Raw genomic sequence first — 21,044 nt, forward strand, 5'->3', positions numbered from 1 at the left:
AATTGTTTCAAAAAGGAACCCGTTTATAACAAATCGATCAAAAGCAGCTCGAATAACAGGACTCAAAGTAAAAAAAATTAACAGTGAGATTAGGTAACTTCCTGAAAACAATGGTTATATTTGCATGAATCAATTTATTAATAAAATACTCATATAATGGCTAAAATTAGAGGGTATGTAGTGGTGAATATCGAACGTTGCAAAGGCTGCGATCTATGCGGAGTGGCGTGTCCCACCGACGTTCTGGAATTGCAGCCTCGAGAGGTGAACGACCGGGGATATCACTATGCCTATATGAAAAACCCGGAAGATTGCATCGGATGCACGAATTGTGCTCTCGTATGCCCGGACGCATGTTTAACAGTTTATCGGAAAAAAGTCGGATGATATATCCGCTTTTAGGATTTTAGTAAACGCTTTTTACGATAGCATAAAGAAAAACAAAATATGTCGGAAGAAATATCACTATTGAAAGGAAACGAGGCGATAGCCTATTCGGCCATACGATACGGAGTCGACGGCTACTTCGGTTATCCGATCACCCCTCAATCCGAAATTATCGAAACGCTCATGGAGGCCGCTCCCTGGAAGACTACGGGTATGGTCGTTCTGCAAGCAGAGAGCGAACTGGCGGCCATAAACATGGTTTACGGAGGAGCTGCATGTGGCAAATATGCCATGACGTCTTCTTCAAGTCCCGGTATTAGTCTTAAACAAGAGGGTATTTCCTATATGGCAGGCGCCGAACTACCCGGACTTATTGTAAACGTGCAACGCGGAGGCCCCGGATTGGGAACAATCCAACCCTCTCAGGCAGATTATTTCCAGACCGTAAAAGGTGGCGGACACGGCGATTACCGTTTAATTACACTCGCACCTAATTCCGTTCAGGAAATGGCTGATTTTGTCGGTTTGGGATTCGATTTAGCTTTTAAATACCGCAATCCCGCTATGATTCTGACGGACGGGGTCATCGGCCAGATGATGGAAAAAGTAAAACTGCCCGAATATCAGCGGAGAAGAACCGAACAGGAAATCAGGCAACAATGTCCTTGGGCTACATTGGGCAAAACGCCCGACAGAGCACCCAATATTATTACTTCTCTCGAATTGGATTCTGCGGTGATGGAAAAAAACAACGAGCGTTTTCAAGCGAAATACCGTGAGATAGAAAAAGCGGAGGTTCGCTACGAACTGGTGAATTGCGAAAAGGCGGACTATATTTTGGTTGCCTTCGGTTCTGCGGCTCGTATATGTCTGAAAACAATCGAATTTGCCGGAAATGAAGGAATCAACGTAGGGCTGATTCGCCCGATTACCTTATGGCCGTTCCCAAGTAAAATCATTCGCGACTATGCCGATCGGGTGAAAGGCATGCTGACCGTCGAATTAAATGCGGGACAAATGGTGGAAGATGTGCGTCTGGCGGTAAACGGTAAAATAGCCGTCGAGCATTACGGCCGCTTGGGTGGCATTGTTCCCACTCCCGATGGTGTGCTGGAGGCATTAAAGGAAAAAATAATCAACTAAACGCATATCAATATGAAACCCAAAACCAGAAACCGATTCCTAATCCTTTTTCTTATTGCATTTATCGCCACCGTGGTGATATATTACGCTTCGGGAATGAACATCGAACTGGCCTGGTATTTTGCCGCTGCGGCAATTATTTTCTATTTCATATACAGATTCTCTAAATAGTGGAAATGATGGATACAAACAATATAGTAAGTCCCGAAAATTTGGTATATGCAAAGCCGGAATTGATGAATGACACCCATATGCATTACTGCCCGGGGTGTTCACACGGTGTCGTGCACAAACTCATCGGGGAAGTAATCGGGGAACTCGGCTTGCAGGAAACAACCATCGGAATCGCTCCGGTAGGTTGCGCCGTATTCGCTTATAAATATTTGGATATCGACTGGCAAGAGGCCGCACACGGACGGGCGCCCGCTGTAGCCACGGCCGTTAAACGTCTCAATCCGGACAAACTGGTCTTCACCTATCAAGGCGATGGCGATTTGGCGGCTATCGGGACCGGAGAAACCATCCACGCGGCAAACCGGGGTGAAAATATAGCCATTATCTTTATTAATAACGGTATATACGGAATGACCGGCGGACAAATGGCCCCTACCACGCTTGATCATATGAAAACGGCAACTTGTCCTGAAGGTCGCGATATCAATCTGATGGGACCTCCCCTGAAGATACTGGATCTCTTGGCTCTCTTAGACGGCGTTTGCTTGGCAACGCGACAAAGCGTACATTCGGCGGCCGCGGTAAAGAAAACCAAACGAATGATCAAACTGGCATTCGAAAACTCATTGGCCAATAAGGGGCTGTCGATCGTGGAAGTCGTTTCGACCTGCAATGTGGGATGGAAAATGACTCCTGCCAACGCCAATGAGTGGATGGTCGAAAATATGTTTCCGGTTTACCCCATGGGGGATTTAAAAAATATATAATAGCAAACATGTTACAGGAAATTGTTATTTCGGGATTTGGAGGACAAGGCGTATTATCAATCGGTAAAATCCTTGCCTACTCAGGGATAATGGGAGGCAAAGAAGTTTCCTGGTTTCCGGCTTACGGGCCGGAACAGCGGGGTGGAACAGCCAACGTCACGGTGATCGTTTCCGATACTCCCATCAGCTCTCCCATTGTGGATCAATACGACATCGCTATTGTCCTGAATCAACCGTCTATGGAAAAGTTTGAAAATAAAGTAAAACCCGGCGGTACGCTTATTTACGACACCTACGGAATCCACAAATCCGCTCAACGAAAAGACATCGATATATACAGAATCGATGCAATGGACGAATCCATGAAAATGGAGAATACGAAAGTTTTCAACATGATCGTGTTAGGAGGTTTATTGAAAGTTGCGCCCATGGTACAGGTCGAAAATGTCATCGAAGGGTTGAGAAAGTCGCTTCCCGAAAGGCATCATCATCTCTTGCCGATGAATGAGAAAGCGATCTTCAGAGGAATGGAAACTATTTCTCAGGAACAGAAAGCGGAAGTTTGTAAAGCATAAGCTTCCTTTTGCTTGCAAACGCTGTCAGAAGCCGGTTTGATTCTTGTCAGGCCGGCTTCGCGACCTATTGTGGCGATCCTTTTGGTTTTTGTTTTCCTCTGTGCTTTTTCCTCGGCTGTTATTCTTTTTGCCTTTGTTCCTGAAATTCCGCTTACCTCCGGAAGACGGCCTTTTCTTTTTAGGCTGATTCATCGGGTCGTAAACAGGCGCTTCTCCGAGTTCAGGAGGAACCGGTATCTTGTAGATTTCTTTTTGGAGGAATTTTTCTATCTGGGCAAAGCGATACTGCTCTTCCGGGGAAACAAATGTAATCGCCATGCCCGAATCGCCCGCGCGAGCCGTCCGACCGATACGATGAACGTAGTCTTCTACCTCATACGGTACATCGAAATTAATAACCAACGTGATATCGTCTATATCTATTCCCCGGGCTACAATATCGGTAGCAACAAGAATATCGATCCGCTCGTTACGGAATTCATGCATGACGCGGTCCCGCTGCAACTGATCCAAATCGGAATGCATCTCTCCCGATGACACCCCCATCCGGATCAATATCTTTGAGATATCTTTCACCTTTTGTTTCGATCCCGAAAACAAGATCACCTTTTTTGGCCTTTTTTCTTTAAACAACGATTCGACGATGCCTATCTTTTGCGCATCATAACAAATATAAGCCGATTGCAAGATGGTTTCGGGTGGACGTGCAACAGCAATTGCAATTTCTTCGGGATCCCGCAGAATCGTTTTAGCCAATTGCTGTATTTTAGAAGGCATTGTTGCCGAGAACATGATTGTTTGGCGATCTTTGGGCAGGAGCTTTTCAATCTTCATGATATCATCGAAGAAGCCCATGTCCAACATTCTGTCGGCTTCATCCAAAATAAAATACTTGACGCCTGAAAAATCGATATTATAGAGGTTGATATGCGAAAGCAATCGCCCGGGTGTAGCAATCACCACATCCGCACCATTTACCAACCCTCGCTTTTGAACCTCCCATGCCTCTCCATCGTTTCCCCCATAAACAGCCACAGAAGAAAACGGCGTAAAATAGGAAAAACCTTCCATCTGCTGATCGATTTGTTGCGCCAGTTCTCTGGTAGGCGCCATAATGATGGCGTTTACCTTCCGTTCGTCGTGCGCTTCGGTCTGGAGATTGTTAATTAACGGCAATAAAAAAGCGGCTGTTTTACCCGTTCCCGTTTGCGCACAAGCGATCACATCGCGTTTATTCAGAATGACTGGAATTGCTAATTCTTGTACCGGAGTAGTCTCTTTAAAGTTCATTGACTCCAATCCTTCTAAAAGCGCATCACAAAGAGGAAGTTCATTAAATTGCATGTAGTTCTATTCTTTTGGACAAAGATAATTATTTTTTTTGTTTCGAAGCTATTTCCTTTACAACCGTAAGGGAAAACACACTATAAAAATTTTTTACTCCGAAAAATTATTATATCTTTGCAACCACTTTTTAGGAGGGATGGCAGAGTGGTCGATCGCGGCGGTCTTGAAAACCGTTGAAGTGAGAGCTTCCGGGGGTTCGAATCCCTCTTCCTCCGCAGTAAAATAAAGAGAAAAAAAACAGAGAAGCCCTGCAATTTTTGAATTGGCAGGGCTTTTTATTTGCATCCCTAACAGATATGTAATAACTTCGCGGTTTAATTCCTCACTCTCATAAAATGTATACTTTATTATGATTGAGTCTTTGTTGCAGAACTCATACTTTTCCGTTTTTTTAATCATCGCTCTCGGATTCATGCTGGGGCATATCAAAATAAAAGGGATTTCATTAGATTCCTCCGCCGTTATTTTCATCGCCTTATTATTCGGGCACTTTGGTGTAATTATTCCGGAAGCATTAGGCAACTTCGGATTGGTTCTTTTTATTTTTACGATCGGTATACAATCGGGCGCCGGTTTTTTTGACGCTTTTCGTAAAAATGGGCGAAACATCATCCTGATAGCTGTTTTACTGGTCTCTTGTGCGGGTATTACAGGCGTAGCGCTGGGATATGCTTTCGGGGTGGAAACGCCCGGTATTATCGGACTTATAGCCGGCGCGCTGAGCAGTACACCCGGACTTGCAACGGCCATCGATATCAGCGATTCGCCTCTTGTCTCCATTGCATATGGTATTACCTATCCGTTTGGCGTTATCGGAGTGATTTTGTTTGTAAAGTTGTTTCCTAAGATTTTCAAGGTCGATCTGAGAGAAGAAGAACGAAAAATGGAGATGAAAACAAAAGAGGCTTATCCAGAAGTGAAAAACAGGGTGCTGAAAGTGAAGAATGCCACGGTCTTCGGAAAATCACTGGAGGAATTACAAATACGCGCCATGACAGGAGCTATGATTTCTCGATATGTACACGATGGTACCGTGGGCATTGCTAGGGCTAAAACCCGGCTCCAAGAGGGTGATATTGTAAAGGCTGTGGGGACGGAAAATTCTTTAAAGCAACTCGAATTACTTATCGGTGAACGGGCAGATATCACTCTTCCTGTTGAAAACAATCAAGTGATGGAATCGCTTCTTGTTACCAATAAGCAAATAGTGGACAAGACATTAGGGGCTTTAAATCTTACCGCCGCGTACGGTTGTAATGTCACCCATATTCGCCGAAGCGGAATTGTATTATCTCCTTCCCCCGATTTGAAGATTAAATTCGGTGATAAATTGGCCGTTGTCGGCGAACTCGAAAATGTGAAGGATGTAAGTGTATTGATCGGTAATGATGAAAAAAAGTTGTCCAACACAGACTTTTTCCCCATTGCAATGGGTATTGTATTAGGCATTTTATTAGGACAACTGAATATTTCCTTTGCCGATTCATTTTCTTTTTCTCTGGGATTGACCGGCGGCGTTTTGATTATGGCCTTGGTATTGAGTAAAATCGGAAAAACAGGGCCGATTTTATGGACAATGTCTGATGGTTCGAACCAACTGCTACGCCAACTGGGGCTTTTGCTCTTTCTTGCCGAAGTCGGTACATCGGCGGGAGCGAATTTGGTATCCACTTTTCAAACCTATGGATTACTATATCTGGGGTTAGGCGCTATCATTACGTTGCTTCCGATGATTATTGCGGGATTATTCGGATATTATGTGCTGAAAGTAAATGCTTTGGAATTACTGGGAACGATCGTCGGGGGTATAACGAGCACACCCGGACTGGCAGCTATCGATTCGATGACCGACAGTAATGCCCCGAGTCTTGCCTATGCAACGGTTTATCCTATAGCCATGGTATTGCTCATTGTCCTTATACAAATTATAGGAATCTTTATTTAATGCTTCTTTGTCGGATAACTTCATAGATCATAACCCCGGCAGCCACCGACACATTGAGGGAACGTATGGTGCCATACTGCGGTATTTGAACCAACTCGTCGCAGACACGCAGATTTTCGGGGGAAACGCCCGTATCTTCAGCACCCATTAAGACGGCAACAGGAAGCGAAAGATCGGTATCGGTATACGTGAGGGATGCTTTCTCGGTTGCAGCCACCACTTTAATCCCGCTGTTTTTCAGAAAGACGATAGCCTCTTTGAGGTTTTGCTCCCTACACACCGGTATGGTATGTAACGCTCCTGCCGACGTTTTAATGGCGTCGGCGTTTACGGTGACGCTCCCCCGGGCCGGAATGACAATGGCATCGACACCCGCCACTTCGCACGTACGGGCAATCGCGCCGAAATTCCGCACATCGGTAATACCGTCCAATACGACGATAAACGGCACCTTGCCCTCTTCATACAAAAGGGGCACAATCTGTTCGAGTTTCTGATAAGTAACAGCCGAGGTGAACGCAATTACCCCTTGGTGATTTTTACGGGTGATTCTATCGATGCGCTCCACGGGCACCTTTTGCATAGGTATTTCATACTCGCGCAACACCGATTGCAACTCTTTAAAGAGTTCACCCTGTAGTTCGCGCTTCACCAGCACTTTATCAATATCTTTTCCGGCTTGCACCGCTTCAATAACGGCACGTATGCCAAAGAGCATTTCTTTTTCTTTCATCATTTTTTCATTATCCATTGTTCATTGTCCATTATCCATTGTCCATTATCCATTGTCAATTGTCAATTCATATTCAGCATCACCTTGGCATTTTCTATCGCCTGCGCGGTAATATCCGCCCCGCTAAGCATACGGGCAATCTCTTCTATACGTTCGGAATGAGACAAACGCTTCATCTGCGTCATCACGGAATCTCCAGACTCTTCTTTGTATACGACAAAGTGCGCATCGCCTTTCGATGCAATCTGAGGAAGGTGAGTGATCGCGACAACCTGCATACGACGACTCATTTCGTGCATGATGAGCCCCATCTTTTCGGCAATCTCGCCCGATGTGCCCGTATCTATTTCATCGAAGATAATCGTCGGAAGAGCCGTAGCTCCGGCAACCATCGATTTGACAGCCAACATCACACGAGAAATCTCTCCTCCCGAGGCAATCTGCGAGACGGGTTGTAAAGCAGTATTCTTGTTCGCCGAGAAAAGGAACTGAATATAATCGGAACCGGTAGCATCGGGCGTTTCCCTTGCCGTGAACGCACCCTTGAAGCGTGCGTTCGGCATTCCCAGGTACGATAACCTTTCGATCAGTTGTTTTTCGATGGTAGGAGCCGCAGCCTGTCGCTTTTTGCTCAGGGCTGCGGCAGTGTCGAGCATCGTGTGCCGGGCAGCCGCCACATCGTTTTCCAATGCCGTTATTTGTTCATCGAGTGAATCGATGTTCTCGAGTTTACGGCGGATATTTTCCCGCAATTCGATTAGTTCGCCGACTGTCGCAAGCGAATGCTTTTTCTCCAAATCATATATCAAGCTGAGCCGATCCTCCACCACCTGTTGCCGTTCCGGATCAAAATCAACGGCTTCGAACAACCCTTCCGCCTCGGCACGCACATCCTTCAGGTCGATATAGGCCGATTCTACCCTGCCCGCTAATGCTGCAGCATCGGGAAAGACGCGCTCTACCGAACGCAGAGACTCCAATACCGACCGCAAAAGCGATTCGACATTCGAATCATCACCCGATAACAAAGACGTAGCGGAAAACAAACCCGATTTAATTTCTTCGGAATGGGTGATCGCCTCCAATTCAGCTTCCAACCGTTCCTGCTCCTCTTCTTCGAGATCGGCCTCGGATAAGCCGGCATGCTGAAATCGCAAATAATCCTCTTCCTCCTTGTTTGTACGCGACTGTTCGCGCAACATCGACAAATTCTTTTCCAATGTCCGGTAACGAGAGAAAGCAACGGAGAAGGCCGATTTTTCTTTTGCCGTGCCGGCGATTAAATCCACAACATTCAATTGATAAAGGTTGTCGTTGAGCGAAAGATTTTGATGTTGCGAATGAATATCGATGAGCCGTTCGCCCAGTTCTTTCAGGTCGTTCAGATACACCGGCGAATCGTTCACAAAAGCGCGAGACTTGCCGTTTGCCCATATTTCGCGACGCAGGATGCATTCGTCGCCGTCATACACCCAATCGTGCTGTTCAAAAAAGTCTTTTAAATCGTATTTCGAAATGTCGAATACACCCTCGACAATACATTTCGCCTCATCCTGTTTGATGTAGCGCGTTTCAGCGCGTTGCCCCAGAATAAGGGACAGGGCGCCCAGTATGATAGACTTCCCCGCACCGGTCTCGCCGGTGATCACGGAGAAGCCGTTGTCGAACCGAATCGTCAACGAGTCGATAAGTGCATAATTTTGTATAGCCAGAGAAGTAAGCATAAGACTGTTATTAGTTGGATTGCTTGATTTTTTCCAGTTCGCGGGTCCGTGTCGGATAAATCCGTTGCAACGTGTTGTATGCGTTCTGCTTTTCGCTTGCAACAGCGGTCGATAACACATTACACAGTTCACCAAGCTTGGTATCGCCGAATACCGTTAGCAAAGCCGATGTAGGACGTTGCGTATACAGCGACGCCAATACCGGTACGGCCTCAGCCACGGTACGGCGAGCGTCGTCGGGATAATCAGCCAGGCGATCGAGCCCCAACCGATGATAAGAATACCACATATTGCGGAAAGACTCCTGCGAAGCATCGGAGAAAGCCTGTGCCAATGCATAGCGGTTACGATTTTTGCCTCGCGATTCCCATCCCGCCCAATTATTTGGTTGCACTTGCTGCACAATCTGTTGCATGGTCCGAAAATAGTCTGAACCCCCAAGAGGCGACATCGAATCGAAATCGAGCCCAATGATCAAATAGATATAAAAAGCGAGCGTCGCCTGTAAGTTTCCGGTTATACGGTCGGGTTGATATTCCAAAGGCTGATATTCCATATAGTCGAATGAAAATTCGGTATCGCGGAAGTTCAGCAAAGGAGTGGCGTAGGTGGCATTATACACCGGGCGGCGCGATTGCACCAGCAACTCGGCGTTGAACGTGTTGTCCGACGTCATTTCTTTGAGTACGATCGTGAAAGAATAATCGATACGCTCATTGGCGCGAAAGCCGGTGCGTGTCCACTGCCGGTCATTGATAAACGTATGCACCGCTTCTTGCATGGAAGTAAACAACTGCCGGTCGGAACGCTGTATGGCACGACTGTCGATCGTCACCACCGCATTCAACTCCTGAGCGGCGAGCGAAAGCGTCCCCCACACAAAGAGCCACAAACACATCAGTTTGGCCGATACCCGCATATCAATGCTCCAAAGATTTATAAAATTGCAATTCGTTGCGCAACTCGTTGAGTTCGGATTGCAACGACCGTACACGCGCCAACATGTGATGAAGCGCCTCAATACCTTCTACATTGATATCCATGTCGTAATACCAACGGATAAACTGTTCGAGCTCGGAAAGATCGTCGTACTCTATAAAGCGGTCGTTATCCTGATCGACGATATCAATCAAGCCCGACTCCTGCAACGAATCGATAAACGTCTCTTCCACCTCGTAAATCCTCAGGCACTCGCTGTATAATAATCTGTTTCCGCTCATTGTCTTCTGATTTTTGATAATTCGGTAAATAACGCTTTTTCCCTGTCTGAAAGATTTTGAGGAAGAAGGATTTTCAGCGTAACATACAGATCCCCGAAGCGGCCGTCTTGCTTGTATACGGGGAATCCTTTCCCTTTCAGGCGCAACTTCGCATCGAGCTGCGTGCCGGGCTTAACGGTCATTTTCACTTGCCCGTCGAGCGTATTAATCGTGATTTCGCCTCCCAACACGGCGGTATACAGATCGATCGAAGCTTCGCTATACACATCGTCTCCCAATCGTTTGAATACCGCGTCGTCTTCAATGGAAAATGTAATGTATAAATCGCCGTTAGGGCCGCCGTTCACGCCGGGCTGTCCGTATCCGGTCAGTTTAATGACTTGACCGTTTGCCACACCGGCAGGAATAGTGATGCGGATATTCTTTCCGTCGACCGTCAAGGTTTGCTGATGCGTGTGCATGGCCTGACGAAGTGTCAGATGTAACTCCGACCGGTAATCGCCGCCTTTGAACTTACGGCTGCTACGGCTGCTCTGGCGTGAACCGAAACCGCTACCGAACATGGAATGGAAGAATTCCGAAAAATCGTCATCGCCAAAATCCCCTTCGGTATAGAATGTCTGACTTCCTCCAGGCGACTGCGATGACCACTGCTGCCGGTACTGCTGTTGGGCTTTTTCGTACTCTTCGCCATGCTCCCAGTTTTCGCCGTACTTATCGTATTTGGCACGTTTTTCAGGATCGCTCAACACCTCGTTGGCCTCGTTAAGCTCCTGAAACTTACGGTGCGCGTCTTTGTCATTCGGATTCAAATCCGGGTGCAACTTACGCGCCAACTTACGATACGCCTTCTTAATTTCGTCGGCGGACGCGTTTTTATCGACACCTAATATTTTATAGTAATCAATATATGCCATTTTCACCTGTATAGTAGTGTGTGCAAATGTAGCAAAAAATATGCCTTTCGCATCAATATAATCCGAAATTCGTATCGGTCACGCGAAACTCCGTGCGGCGGTTGATTTGGTCGGCTACGGCTTGCTGCTCCGGCGGTAGTTGTTCGATGAATTCGGGGATAAGTATATCGTTTTCTTTCAGAAAATCAAACTGTGCAGCGAGCTTCTTCGTCACGGTTTTGGGATTGCTCTTGCCATAGCCGGCAGCCGACAGTCGCTCGGAATCGATGCCGTGAGCCGTAAGGTATTTTACCACAGACTGCGCCCGGCGAAGCGACAGATCGCGGTTGTATTCTTCCGTTCCCTTACGGTCGGTATGCGCCGAAAGTTCGATGGCCACCGAAGGGTTATCATTCAGTAAGGCTATCAACTCGTCGAGTCCTGCTTTCGAGTCGGAACGCAACGTCGCCTTATCAAAATCGTAAAAAATATGTTCGAGAATCACCGGTTCGGTATAAGACGTGAGGATAAAGTCGGCATAATATATCGTGTCTTTTTCTTCCGCATCGGTACGCACTGTTTTTTTACTGTTGAGGAAACCCTCAGCCGAAGCCATCAACACATACTGTACGCCTCGCTGCACCGGAAAGCGGTACATGCCCTTCCGGTCGGAGGTAAAGCGTTGCTGCGAGCCGTCACTACCAATGACGGCGATCGCTGCGCCCGGAATGAGTTCTTTTTCACGGTCGGCGACAAACCCTTCGGCAAGCGTTTCGGCAAAACGGTAATCGAACGAGTAAATATGATCGTATCCGCGCGCATCGTTGCGATTGGAACTGAAAAAACCTTTTTCGCCTTCTTTCCCGAAAGTGATGCCGAAGTCGTCAGCCGCCGAGTTTACGGGATAGCGCATATTATCGACTTGCCAGCGGCCGTTGCGGAACACGGCTCGAAACAGATCGAGTCCGCCCATACCAGGATGGCCGTCGGAAGAGAAATAGAGCGTACTATCGTTTCGCACATAGGGAAACAGTTCGTCGCCGGGAGTATTGATTTCGGGTCCCATGTTTTGCATAAACAATACGGCATTGTTTTCATTAAGGCTCGCCCGCCAGATGTCCTTTCCGCCGTATCCGCCCGGCCTGTCGGATACGAAATACAGCGTTTCGCGCGAAAGCGAGATCGCCGGATGGGCAAACACCGATAACGTATCGCCACCATCGAGCGTCATCGGTTGTCCGGCAGACCATTGTCCCGACACGCGGCGCGAGACATAGATTCGGGTAAGGGCCGGCTTACCGGTTTCGACCGGACTAAACGTATAATACATATATTCCCCGTCAGCCGGAAACGAAGGCGTACCCTCATCGAACTCCGTATTCAATTCCGACTCCAGCACATCTGGTTTCTGCCATTCACCGCGGGCATTCCGCACAGCAAGGAAGAAATCATTATTCTTGAGACCCGTAACCGGACTAATGCTGTCCCCACGGGCATCATCGCGCGACGAGGTGATATACAAGGCCTCGCCACCGGGAGAAAACATCGGACTAAACTCGCCCCGACGCGAATTGAACACGTCCATCTTCCGCACTTGATAACGGCTTGGACTCGTAATGAGCACAGGCGCACGCGAAGCGCCCTCCAGTCCGTTTAGCCCAAGAATATCGCCGGGAGACAGGTCGAGATAACGCCGGTAAGCTTCGACGGCTTGCGGATATTTCCCTTCTTCGTGCAGCATTTGAGCATATCGAAAATACATCAGCGTGTCGGGATATTCGTAACGGATAGCGTTGTTGTAGGCCACGGAGGCACGCACGGTGTGGTTGATCTTCCGGTAGTTTTCAGCCATTTCATAAGCAATTACCCCACGTAAAGCCTTCTCTCCGCGGGGTGTCTGCCGGTATAACCGGCGGTACGTTTCACCGGCGGTATGATATTCCCCGCGCAGGTATTGCTGCCGGGCGTCACTCAATGCGGCCCTCCGGCAAGACATCGTGCACAGCATTAGTACCGCTGCCAACAAATATGGATATCCGATTGTCCTCACTATTTTAGCCTTTTGTCGAACCATCGAGATTGTCGCCTGAAGCGACGCCCTCGATAGTGGTTATCCCATATCCGCGTTTTACTGATGCTCGGCGCGCAGCAGGTCATTGACCGTTTTCACCGGATTAAACGTACTGATAGGCACTTCCACAAAAACCGTATTCCAGTCGCTCATGGCGCCATTCCATAGTCCGGGTAACTCCAATGCTTTCAATTCTTTTCCATTTTTCGATTTAAGCGAAATAAAACCGGTATCGGGGTCGACATGCCGGGTCAGATCATATTTTTCTCCTCGGTAATTTCTTACCCCGCACACTAAATCGACCGGATTGAAATGGGATCCGTTTTTGAATGCATTCAACGCTTGGACATCCTCTTTGTTAATTTGTGAACTCTCCAGAATCTGCGGCGAGATCGTTCCATCCCTGTTGACTGCAAGAAAAGGACCTCCTCCCGGTTCGCCGACATTTTTCACCATGCCGCATACCCGGAACGGACGATCGAGCTTCTCGCGCAAATACACCGCCAACACCTCATCCGAATCAAAATCACGAGGATGCGAAATGCACAATTCATTTTCGGTAAACGACAACATTTCAGCCAAATCCTCAGCCGTATAATTTCCTTGATCGAGTTTTTGCAAATAGTGATAGCCACGGCTTTGCATATCAACCAATACCCCGGCCAGCAGGTTTTTATATCGGGCTTCATTTTCCTTTAACCGATCGGGGACGACATTATCAATATTTTTGATAAAAATCACATCCGCATCAATATCATTGAGATTTTCGATAAGCGCTCCATGGCCTCCCGGCCGGAACAATAACGACCCGTCTTCATTTCGGAACGGCTCATTGTTTTTATCCACCGCCAACGTATCGGTAGCGGTTTTTTGGACGCTAAACCCGACCTCGAACGTGACGTGAAGCTTATGGGCATAAACCGGTTTACGGGCGGCGACCAATAATTCGAAGAGCGCCTGATGCTCTGCCGATACCGTAAAATGCACCCGCACGTTATCATCTTTGTCCTTTGCATAATACGTCCCTTCGGTCAGATGTTCGCCCACCGGGGTACGATTTCCTTCCGGGTAAGAGTGAAACGACAACAATCCTTTAGGCAAATTGCCGTAATTCAACCCATCGGCATCTAACAACGCCTTCACCACGTCTTTATACCGCCCATCGGCACAAAGCGACGAAATGTTCTCGCCATAATGTTTCTCGCAGGTGGTGTTCAGCTGATCAAAAAAAGCGAACTGCCGGATATGCTCGAAAAACAACTTCTCGGACTCTTTTACGGGTTCCTTGTTATCGGCATCTAAAAAAGCGAAGAGATCTTTAAACATGCGGCTGGCGGCTCCGGAAGCCGGAACAAACTTCACCACCTTTTTATTTCCCTTTAAGAAATGACGCCACGCTTCCTGATAATGCGGCTCATCGTCTTCCGCAACCTGTAAAATACCTTTATCGACAGAAGCGGCCGCCACTATGGAAAGATAGGGAAATCCGTCACGAAAATAAACTAACTGTTTCTCTATTTGAGTCGTAGAAATCCCTTTATTTTGTAATTGATCTAAATCTTGTTGTGTAAACATCTGCTACGTATTGTAATTCTTATTTCGACATATTGGTTTCGATGAATGAATTTCAAAGATACGTATTTCTTTTGTAAAAGGTGCGGTAAAAAATTGTCCGCCGACTTAAATTTAACAGACGATGTTTGTCCTTTTCGATTTTTTGGTGTTTCTTTGCACTCATTACAAAATCAAACAAAAAACTACATTGCCTATTGAAATGTCTTTACTCAATTAAATGATTATTTATATTTAAAGCAGTAAAGTAATGGATACTTACAAGACTCTGATCGACGAAGAGTTGGTCGTATTGTATGCCCAAGGCAATAATGATGCGTTCGATATACTGTTGAACAGGCATAAGCAATCTCTTTTCAATTACATTTTTTATTCGGTCCGTAATAATGACGTGGCGGAAGATATCTTTCAGGAAACCTTCATGAAAGCGATCACCATGATCCGTCAGGGACGCTATACCGAAACAGGGAAATTCCGCGCGTGGATCAATCGTATCGCGCACAACTTGATTATCGATTATTTCCGACAAGAACAAAACGAAAAAACGATCTCGAACGATGAGTACGAAACGGATTTGTTCAATAATCCCAAATTCAGCGACGACACCATTGAGATGGAATTGGTCAAAGCACAGATTTTAAACGATGTGAAAAAGCTTATTCGGTTTTTACCCGAATCACAGCGGGAAGTGCTCGAGATGCGTTACTATCAAGATATGAGTTTCAAGGAAATCGCCGATACTACCGGAGTAAGCATCAATACGGCCCTGGGACGGATGCGGTATGCGATACTGAATATGCGCCGACTGGCTGAAGAACATCGAATGAATCTGGTGTATTAACTCACTGGAGGTGCTGCTTGGAATCGGCTACCGTCTAACCGCTTCCAAGCGACACCTTCAGTCAGCATTAATCGGCAAAAGCGTGCCGGTAACCTTGAATTTTGTTCCAGTTTCCACGCGTAAAGTCAGGAACGGCTACCGGAGCGCTGTTATTTTCTATAGAGATATGCCCCAAATCGGCCAAACAGCACCATTCGGCCAAATCATACACATCCATATCGAGTGGTAATCCGTTTCGCAGGCAATACACCAAGCGATAATCCATAATAAAATCCATTCCGCCGTGTCCGCCTACTTCTTTAGCTTTCGCTTCCAGTTCTTGGAGGATGCGGTGTTTGTATTTATTCATTAACTCTTTCTTCACTTTTTCCGACACAAACGAGTGGGTATTCAAATCTTCATGATTCGCTACCGTCCCATCTTGCAACGCCTCGCCCTCCAACGCATAACCCTCAACCGGATACTTGTTGGCAAATCCTTTGGTTCCGCTCACCTGATACATGCGGCTGTAAGGCCTGGGCGACGCGACATCGTGTTGAATTTGTATCGTCTTTCCCTTTTCCGTACGGATAATGGTCATGGTATGTTGTCCGTTGGCAACCTGATACGCACTGTCGCGATCCATTCCCCTCTTTTCTATCAGATATTCCGGAATATTTACCGGTTTCGTATCCATCGCTACCAGATAATTCATTTTATCGCCGCGGTGAATATCCAATACCTGACAAACAGGGCCTAAGCCATGTGTCGCATAGACGTCGCCGCGATGCTTGCGGTTATATTCCATTCGCCAATCGCCCTCGTACATATCCCAGTATTCGGCCAGATTGTGAATATAAGCGCCTTCCGCATGCAACACCTCCCCGAAGAGTCCGTGTTGAGCCATATTCAGCGTAGTAAGTTCGAAGAAATCGTACACACAATTTTCGAGTTGCATGCAATGTACCTGCATTTTCTCAGCCATATTAATCACTCTCCATATTTCATCTAAGTTCATGGCGGCAGGAACTTCGCATGCGACATGTTTACCCTGTTCCATGGCATAAATCATCATCTCGGCATGATGTTTCCAGTCGGTGGCGATATAGACCAAGTTAATATCGTCGCGCTTGCAAAGTTGCTTCCAAGCATCTACACTGCCACTGTATTCTGCCGCACGCGGCAAGCCCGCGTTGTCCAGAATCTGTTGAGATTTCTCCACCCTGTCGGCATGTAAATCACAGAGAGCGACAATTTTCGTTCCGGGGATATGGGTAAAACGTTGTACGGCACCGGGACCACGCATGCCTAAGCCAATGAAACCCACACGCACGGTATCGAGTTTGGGAGTTACCAATCCCAGGACATCCTTTTGTCCCGCAGGGCGTTCAGGGATGTCAGTCAAGATCGGTTGAAATATGTCTTTCTCCTCTTTGGGAGCCTTCGAGCCACTCGCGCAGCCCACGAATAAAATGATTGCCCATAAAAAGGCGGCTAAAATAATTCGTTTTTGCATAGGATTTGTTTTTAATAACTGTATATATTTATAAACTTACTGATTGCCATTCTTTTCCCAATTGATGGGAGACTTTCTCAATTTCTTTTTTAAGCTTTTCCGAAAAGTTTTTCACATTGCAGGTATAATGGGGTATCGATACTGGATTTATTCCTGCCCTCACTGCCAATTCCAATAATTTTAATACAGGAAAAGTTTTTATCAACTCTTGTACGATATTATGCTGTGTTTATCCGTTTGCTCCGGATTATAATTGAAAAATCTGTTCATCGGGAAACCAGCATATTTTCAAATATCACGCGTCATAATCCATTCACTCTTAATAATCAGTGCCATAAAAAGTTCTAATTCGACTCATCCCTTATACGTCTTTGATAAACAAGCGGGAATTTATTCCATGTGAAACACCCTACAAAGCGATGTGCTTTAAATAAGTTTTTTTCATTTATGCTTACTTTACTTTTTTATCCACATCTTTTTGCGGAACTCTTTTTCCAATTCTATCGTTATTCTGTATATAACTTTACGATCCTTATTTGTCGCAAAAATACTTAAATCTAAAAGATTTTCCAAGCGAATAAAATGAAAAACTGTTCCTTTTTCTCCATCAATGATATATTACATACGATGTTTATCATTGAATACCTCTTTTAGAAGTTTCAATATAATCAGCAAGGGTAGTCTGCACATGTAGCTGATTCCGACAAATTCAAAACACGGATTGAGCTCAAAACAAGCATAAATAGCAGGAAAAACAAAGATATTGTTCTCATTATTTATATTATATCTAAAGTTTTAATTAATTTCTCATTTGCTTTCTATTAAACGATCATACAAATAAAATATACGAGTAACACATTAAAAAATCGATAAATGGGAGAAGCTTTATTATAAAATTGAGCTTCTCCCAAATGTATGCTTTTTATCAGAATCTTGTTCTATTCCACACCCCTTGCATATACTTCCGCCAAATTAGCATAAGGAGCACGACGACTTTCCGTAATCTCTATCTTCAGATAACGCCCGGGGGATGTTGTAACCCGAAATGTCTGAGGTTCGTTTACCTCCGCCATTTCAAAATCCCCTATCTGTGTAAAGGTATCGTTATCCTCGCTGATATAAATTTTACCCCGGTAAGCATCACGCTGGTCTTGACGACGCTGTAAATCCACAGAAGCTACAGTTACCGTTTTTTGCATATCGATTGTAAAATGATGGGGTAATTGACCCGTACCTCCCGCCCACTGACTATGCCAGTAAGTTGCAACAGTTCCATCCAATACACAAGATGCCGTTCCGTTACCGACTCCTTCTCCCGAAGGTTCTTCCGAAGAAACATCAATAATTGTCCAGCCTCTCCGGTCTAAGCGAGGAGCCGGACGGGAAACCGTTACGTAATGTACATTCTGTTCTATATCGGATACAAACCTTGACGTCTCTTTTATAAAGACAGGTAACAAAAAGTCGTCATAATCAATATTGTCTTTCGAAAAATCAACTGAAACAGTAGTGGTCTTGTTCCCGTTTTTAATAACGGCTGGATTCGGCGAAATAGTGTAGGCGGATGTCGGCAATAACTTCAAATCTGTGCCATTTTCGTTATTATATACATCAACCAACATTTCATTAACTTCTAAATCCACAGAGATATCCCACAGATTGACGAAATCTACCGCCAAAACTAAATTCTGCTGATAACTGTCAGAATTCGAAGTTGTTTCAATAACAACGGAAGACTCCGTATTCTGGAAATAAATAAACGGATCCCGAATCAGTGGCTTAATAAATGCCACTTCTTTATCTTCATTTATTTCTAAATTTGAGTGGACAACGCTTACCGGAACAACATACTGTTTTGAATTGTCTTTATCGAAATCGGCTAATTGTTCTATGGCATCGTAATCGAGAGTAATATCTACATATTCCAGACGGTTACCTTTGGAGAACTTTACAACATAACTTTCATTCCCCCCGGCAAGCTGGAAGCAATTATCGGGTATCCGTTTATAGTTGCGGTTGTTTTCAGTATTATAGACCTGCAGCTCGTCCTCACTCAGAACATCTACCGAAGCCGTGGATTCTACATTATCGTATCCGGTTTTATATACTCCTAAACGAAATACAAACGGTTCTCCTGTTTTATAAACGGTTTGCTCTATTTCTCCGCTTTGCGGAATATATACCTTTGGCGGCGTAATGTCGTTCAATCGGGTATCCTCACAACCTACAATGCTTAAAGTAAACCCGATAATTATAGCATACAGAAATTTATTTCGCATAATACAATCCTTTTTACCATCCATAATTCTGAGTAATTAATTTGTTCCTGTCCAATTCACTTTGACCGAACGGGTATAAATAGTGTTTTTTATCGAATATCCTTGTTTCGAATACCGTACGATCCCAAAACGCGGCGGGTGTTTGGGTGGCATTCGATGAGGGAGCTGCAGAAGAGGTATTCATGCCCCACATGGGGCCGGCATCCACTTCCTCCGCTATCATCCACGTACGCGTATCGAAAAAGCGCTTATTTTCAAAAGCCAGTTCTACACGGCGTTCTCGGCGAATTAATTCTTGCATCATTTTCTGATTACCTACCGCTTCGGGATACACGTCCTCAATATCGGGTACTCCAGCACGCTCACGGACCAAATTCAAATATGGCAAAATATCGGCATGGGAAGGATCGTATTCATTCAAGGCCTCCACATAATTGAGCAATATTTCAGCATAACGAAAAATAGGCCACGTGATATTTCCCCACTGCCCAGCAGCTGTATTGAGTGTTGGATCTGTCCATTTCCGTGTCATATATCCCGGTTTGGGATAGTCGTGGCTGACACCGCCACCCGAATTTCCGTTGAATCCGAAATTCACAATGGAAGAAGAACCGGCATAAGGCACTTTACACCCGCTCCAAAGTACCGTGGCGTAAAAACGAGGCTCCCTATCCTTATACATCTTATAGGTGGATTTTACCCCACCTCCATCAATAGGATGTTCGAAATTGAAAAAATCCTCCTCTTCATAACCTGAAGCCTGATCTATAACCGGTCTTCCGTCAGGAAAATAGCCGGTAATAGGATATCTCCCATTCTTCATCGCGTAAGCATCAACTTGTTGCTGGGTAGGCCCTACTCCGCCAAAAGCCGTACCTCCGGCGACACGTGGGGTAGTGTGGACACGAGCAAGATAGCCGTTCAGATAACGCCCCCAGATAATTTCGTCGTTCCACAAATTCAGGAATACTCCTTGATAGGATTTCAACGGATCTATTTTTCCGTAGGTTTCAACCTTATATAAATCGTAAAGATTCATGTCGATAACTTCTTTTGCTGCATCTGCCGCATACTTCCATCGGTTATTATCAACCGTGGCAATACCGGGAAATATAAGAGAACCATCTGGGTTCGCCAAATCTGCATATAGCAAATTGCCATTAAATAAAGGACGGGCATAAAAAAGCAATAACTCGGATATAATGGCCTTGCAAGCTCCCTTTGTAGGTTTACCATAATATTGTGTCGGTTGTTTTGCGGGTAATAGTTCTGCACACGCGTTTAATTCCGCGGTCACCCATTCAACACATTCGTCCATAGTGTTGCGGGGACGCTGCAAATCGGCTATCGGTTGGTTAAAATCCAGAATCTCATCATACAGTAAAATAACAGGGCCATACATCTGCATCAACTGGTAGTAGTAATACGCTCTCGCGAAACGAGCCTCCACTGGCCACTGTTCACGTTCAGCCGAAGTAAGATTAGGTGCGGGCGCGTCGGGAGCGTACTGCATGAAAATCGTGGCTTCCCGTATCCCCCTGTAATATTGGCTCCATTTATTATAAGGCACGCTCGTCGGGTTCCATGTTCCGAAGTTCATATTCCGGTACTCTCTGTTGTATGTCGCCGAAGCTTCATCGGAAGCACCGATAAACGGGTGCGAATCCACCATATTCGACGGATCGGTCATATACCCCCAAACATTACTGAGCGATTGTGTTATATAGGTCCGGTTCTCCCATATTTTCTCAAAACTCATCGGAAGCTCTTCTTCTTTGTCCAGATAGCTGTCGCACGAATAAAAAACGCCACTCAGAAGAATGCAACCTAATACTATATTGATTATTCTCATATTCTCGTGATTTTAATATTTTA

General features: G+C 45.7%; 18 protein-coding genes and 1 tRNA gene. 8 read left to right on the forward strand and 11 right to left on the reverse strand.

All coding sequences use genetic code 11. The features are described 5' to 3' along the window. The first annotated feature begins 156 nt into the window (after window positions 1-156). From ABNK31_RS13225 to ABNK31_RS13245, 5 genes are read left to right on the forward strand one after another with little or no spacing between them, the layout of a single operon-like run. Entirely contained in the window at window positions 157-387 is a 231-nt protein-coding gene (locus ABNK31_RS13225) for a 4Fe-4S dicluster domain-containing protein (protein ID WP_418892971.1), read from the forward strand. 60 nt (window positions 388-447) lie between these two features. Beyond that, window positions 448-1,530 carry a 3-methyl-2-oxobutanoate dehydrogenase subunit VorB gene (locus ABNK31_RS13230; protein ID WP_418892972.1) on the forward strand — a complete coding sequence of 361 codons (1,083 nt, stop codon included), beginning with the start codon at window positions 448-450 and terminating at the stop codon, window positions 1,528-1,530. A 12-nt stretch (window positions 1,531-1,542) separates the two neighbouring features. Next, on the forward strand, window positions 1,543-1,701 hold the full coding sequence (locus ABNK31_RS13235; protein WP_418892973.1) for a hypothetical protein: 159 nt from the start codon (window positions 1,543-1,545) through the stop codon (window positions 1,699-1,701). An 8-nt stretch (window positions 1,702-1,709) separates the two neighbouring features. Further along, window positions 1,710-2,471, forward strand: coding sequence for a thiamine pyrophosphate-dependent enzyme (locus tag ABNK31_RS13240; protein ID WP_418895412.1), 762 nt, complete (start codon window positions 1,710-1,712; stop codon window positions 2,469-2,471). Window positions 2,472-2,479: 8 nt separating this feature from the next. Next, a complete protein-coding gene (locus ABNK31_RS13245) occupies window positions 2,480-3,046 on the forward strand; it encodes a 2-oxoacid:acceptor oxidoreductase family protein (RefSeq protein WP_418892974.1) in 567 nt (188 codons plus the stop codon). A 24-nt stretch (window positions 3,047-3,070) separates the two neighbouring features. Here the strand turns inward: ABNK31_RS13245 and ABNK31_RS13250 are convergent, their stop codons facing one another. Beyond that, on the reverse strand, window positions 3,071-4,390 hold the full coding sequence (locus tag ABNK31_RS13250) for a DEAD/DEAH box helicase (RefSeq protein ID WP_418892975.1): 1,320 nt from the start codon (window positions 4,388-4,390) through the stop codon (window positions 3,071-3,073). Between the two features lie 133 nt (window positions 4,391-4,523). On the opposite strand from ABNK31_RS13250, the gene ABNK31_RS13255 reads away from it, so the two are divergent. Next, window positions 4,524-4,608 (forward strand) — tRNA-Ser (locus ABNK31_RS13255). Between the two features lie 134 nt (window positions 4,609-4,742). Next, window positions 4,743-6,338, forward strand: coding sequence for an aspartate:alanine exchanger family transporter (locus ABNK31_RS13260; protein WP_418892976.1), 1,596 nt, complete (start codon window positions 4,743-4,745; stop codon window positions 6,336-6,338). Here the strand turns inward: ABNK31_RS13260 and rlmB are convergent. Genes rlmB through ABNK31_RS13295 form a run of 7 tightly spaced genes read right to left on the reverse strand, consistent with a single transcriptional unit; the run spans window position 6,331 to window position 14,557 of the window. Beyond that, a complete protein-coding gene (rlmB, locus tag ABNK31_RS13265) occupies window positions 6,331-7,074 on the reverse strand; it encodes a 23S rRNA (guanosine(2251)-2'-O)-methyltransferase RlmB (protein WP_418895413.1) in 744 nt (247 codons plus the stop codon). The two genes, ABNK31_RS13260 and rlmB, sit on opposite strands and share 8 nt — an antisense overlap. A gap of 59 nt (window positions 7,075-7,133) precedes the next feature. Further along, a complete protein-coding gene (gene recN, locus ABNK31_RS13270; RefSeq protein ID WP_418892977.1) occupies window positions 7,134-8,795 on the reverse strand; it encodes a DNA repair protein RecN in 1,662 nt (553 codons plus the stop codon). Between the two features lie 10 nt (window positions 8,796-8,805). Then, entirely contained in the window at window positions 8,806-9,714 is a 909-nt protein-coding gene (locus ABNK31_RS13275; RefSeq protein ID WP_418892978.1) for a DUF4835 family protein, read from the reverse strand. A gap of 1 nt (window position 9,715) precedes the next feature. After that, window positions 9,716-10,015 carry a chaperone modulator CbpM gene (locus tag ABNK31_RS13280; protein WP_418892979.1) on the reverse strand — a complete coding sequence of 100 codons (300 nt, stop codon included), beginning with the start codon at window positions 10,013-10,015 and terminating at the stop codon, window positions 9,716-9,718. Then, a complete protein-coding gene (locus ABNK31_RS13285; RefSeq protein WP_418892980.1) occupies window positions 10,012-10,932 on the reverse strand; it encodes a DnaJ C-terminal domain-containing protein in 921 nt (306 codons plus the stop codon). The genes ABNK31_RS13280 and ABNK31_RS13285 overlap by 4 nt, the downstream gene beginning before the upstream one ends. A 52-nt stretch (window positions 10,933-10,984) precedes the next feature. Then, complete coding sequence (locus ABNK31_RS13290; protein ID WP_418892981.1) at window positions 10,985-12,985, reverse strand: OmpA family protein; 2,001 nt, start codon at window positions 12,983-12,985, stop codon at window positions 10,985-10,987. A 54-nt stretch (window positions 12,986-13,039) separates the two neighbouring features. Further along, window positions 13,040-14,557 carry a DUF4301 family protein gene (locus tag ABNK31_RS13295; RefSeq protein ID WP_418892982.1) on the reverse strand — a complete coding sequence of 506 codons (1,518 nt, stop codon included), beginning with the start codon at window positions 14,555-14,557 and terminating at the stop codon, window positions 13,040-13,042. A 247-nt stretch (window positions 14,558-14,804) separates the two neighbouring features. On the opposite strand from ABNK31_RS13295, the gene ABNK31_RS13300 reads away from it, so the two are divergent. Further along, window positions 14,805-15,395: a sigma-70 family RNA polymerase sigma factor gene (locus ABNK31_RS13300; RefSeq protein ID WP_418892983.1), complete on the forward strand. Its 591-nt coding sequence runs from the start codon at window positions 14,805-14,807 to the stop codon at window positions 15,393-15,395. 67 nt (window positions 15,396-15,462) lie between these two features. Here the strand turns inward: ABNK31_RS13300 and ABNK31_RS13305 are convergent, their stop codons facing one another. The 3 genes from ABNK31_RS13305 to ABNK31_RS13315 form a co-directional block, all read right to left on the reverse strand. Next, window positions 15,463-16,890 (reverse strand): Gfo/Idh/MocA family protein, encoded by a 1,428-nt coding sequence (locus tag ABNK31_RS13305; RefSeq protein ID WP_418892984.1) that lies wholly within the window; start codon window positions 16,888-16,890, stop codon window positions 15,463-15,465. Window positions 16,891-17,828: 938 nt separating this feature from the next. Continuing rightward, the gene (locus ABNK31_RS13310; protein ID WP_418892985.1) at window positions 17,829-19,169 is read right to left on the reverse strand and encodes a BT_3987 domain-containing protein; all 1,341 of its coding nucleotides are present in this window, start codon (window positions 19,167-19,169) and stop codon (window positions 17,829-17,831) included. Between the two features lie 13 nt (window positions 19,170-19,182). Then, window positions 19,183-21,021, reverse strand: coding sequence for a RagB/SusD family nutrient uptake outer membrane protein (locus ABNK31_RS13315; protein WP_418892986.1), 1,839 nt, complete (start codon window positions 21,019-21,021; stop codon window positions 19,183-19,185). Window positions 21,022-21,044 lie beyond the last annotated feature (23 nt).

This window comes from Limibacterium fermenti (genome assembly GCF_041902845.1).
Classification (GTDB): domain Bacteria; phylum Bacteroidota; class Bacteroidia; order Bacteroidales; family Dysgonomonadaceae; genus Limibacterium; species Limibacterium fermenti.

Bases quoted from the DNA above. Each gene is read 5' to 3' on its own strand.
- ABNK31_RS13225 (WP_418892971.1), top strand. From the start codon at position 157: ATGGCTAAAATTAGAGGGTATGTAGTGGTGAATATCGAACGTTGCAAA.
- ABNK31_RS13230 (WP_418892972.1), top strand. From the start codon at position 448: ATGTCGGAAGAAATATCACTATTGAAAGGAAACGAGGCGATAGCCTAT.
- ABNK31_RS13235 (WP_418892973.1), top strand. From the start codon at position 1,543: ATGAAACCCAAAACCAGAAACCGATTCCTAATCCTTTTTCTTATTGCA.
- ABNK31_RS13240 (WP_418895412.1), top strand. From the start codon at position 1,710: ATGGATACAAACAATATAGTAAGTCCCGAAAATTTGGTATATGCAAAG.
- ABNK31_RS13245 (WP_418892974.1), top strand. From the start codon at position 2,480: ATGTTACAGGAAATTGTTATTTCGGGATTTGGAGGACAAGGCGTATTA.
- ABNK31_RS13250 (WP_418892975.1), bottom strand. From the start codon at position 4,390: ATGCAATTTAATGAACTTCCTCTTTGTGATGCGCTTTTAGAAGGATTG.
- ABNK31_RS13260 (WP_418892976.1), top strand. From the start codon at position 4,743: ATGATTGAGTCTTTGTTGCAGAACTCATACTTTTCCGTTTTTTTAATC.
- rlmB (WP_418895413.1), bottom strand. From the start codon at position 7,074: ATGATGAAAGAAAAAGAAATGCTCTTTGGCATACGTGCCGTTATTGAA.
- recN (WP_418892977.1), bottom strand. From the start codon at position 8,795: ATGCTTACTTCTCTGGCTATACAAAATTATGCACTTATCGACTCGTTG.
- ABNK31_RS13275 (WP_418892978.1), bottom strand. From the start codon at position 9,714: ATGCGGGTATCGGCCAAACTGATGTGTTTGTGGCTCTTTGTGTGGGGG.
- ABNK31_RS13280 (WP_418892979.1), bottom strand. From the start codon at position 10,015: ATGAGCGGAAACAGATTATTATACAGCGAGTGCCTGAGGATTTACGAG.
- ABNK31_RS13285 (WP_418892980.1), bottom strand. From the start codon at position 10,932: ATGGCATATATTGATTACTATAAAATATTAGGTGTCGATAAAAACGCG.
- ABNK31_RS13290 (WP_418892981.1), bottom strand. From the start codon at position 12,985: ATGGTTCGACAAAAGGCTAAAATAGTGAGGACAATCGGATATCCATAT.
- ABNK31_RS13295 (WP_418892982.1), bottom strand. From the start codon at position 14,557: ATGTTTACACAACAAGATTTAGATCAATTACAAAATAAAGGGATTTCT.
- ABNK31_RS13300 (WP_418892983.1), top strand. From the start codon at position 14,805: ATGGATACTTACAAGACTCTGATCGACGAAGAGTTGGTCGTATTGTAT.
- ABNK31_RS13305 (WP_418892984.1), bottom strand. From the start codon at position 16,890: ATGCAAAAACGAATTATTTTAGCCGCCTTTTTATGGGCAATCATTTTA.
- ABNK31_RS13310 (WP_418892985.1), bottom strand. From the start codon at position 19,169: ATGCGAAATAAATTTCTGTATGCTATAATTATCGGGTTTACTTTAAGC.
- ABNK31_RS13315 (WP_418892986.1), bottom strand. From the start codon at position 21,021: ATGAGAATAATCAATATAGTATTAGGTTGCATTCTTCTGAGTGGCGTT.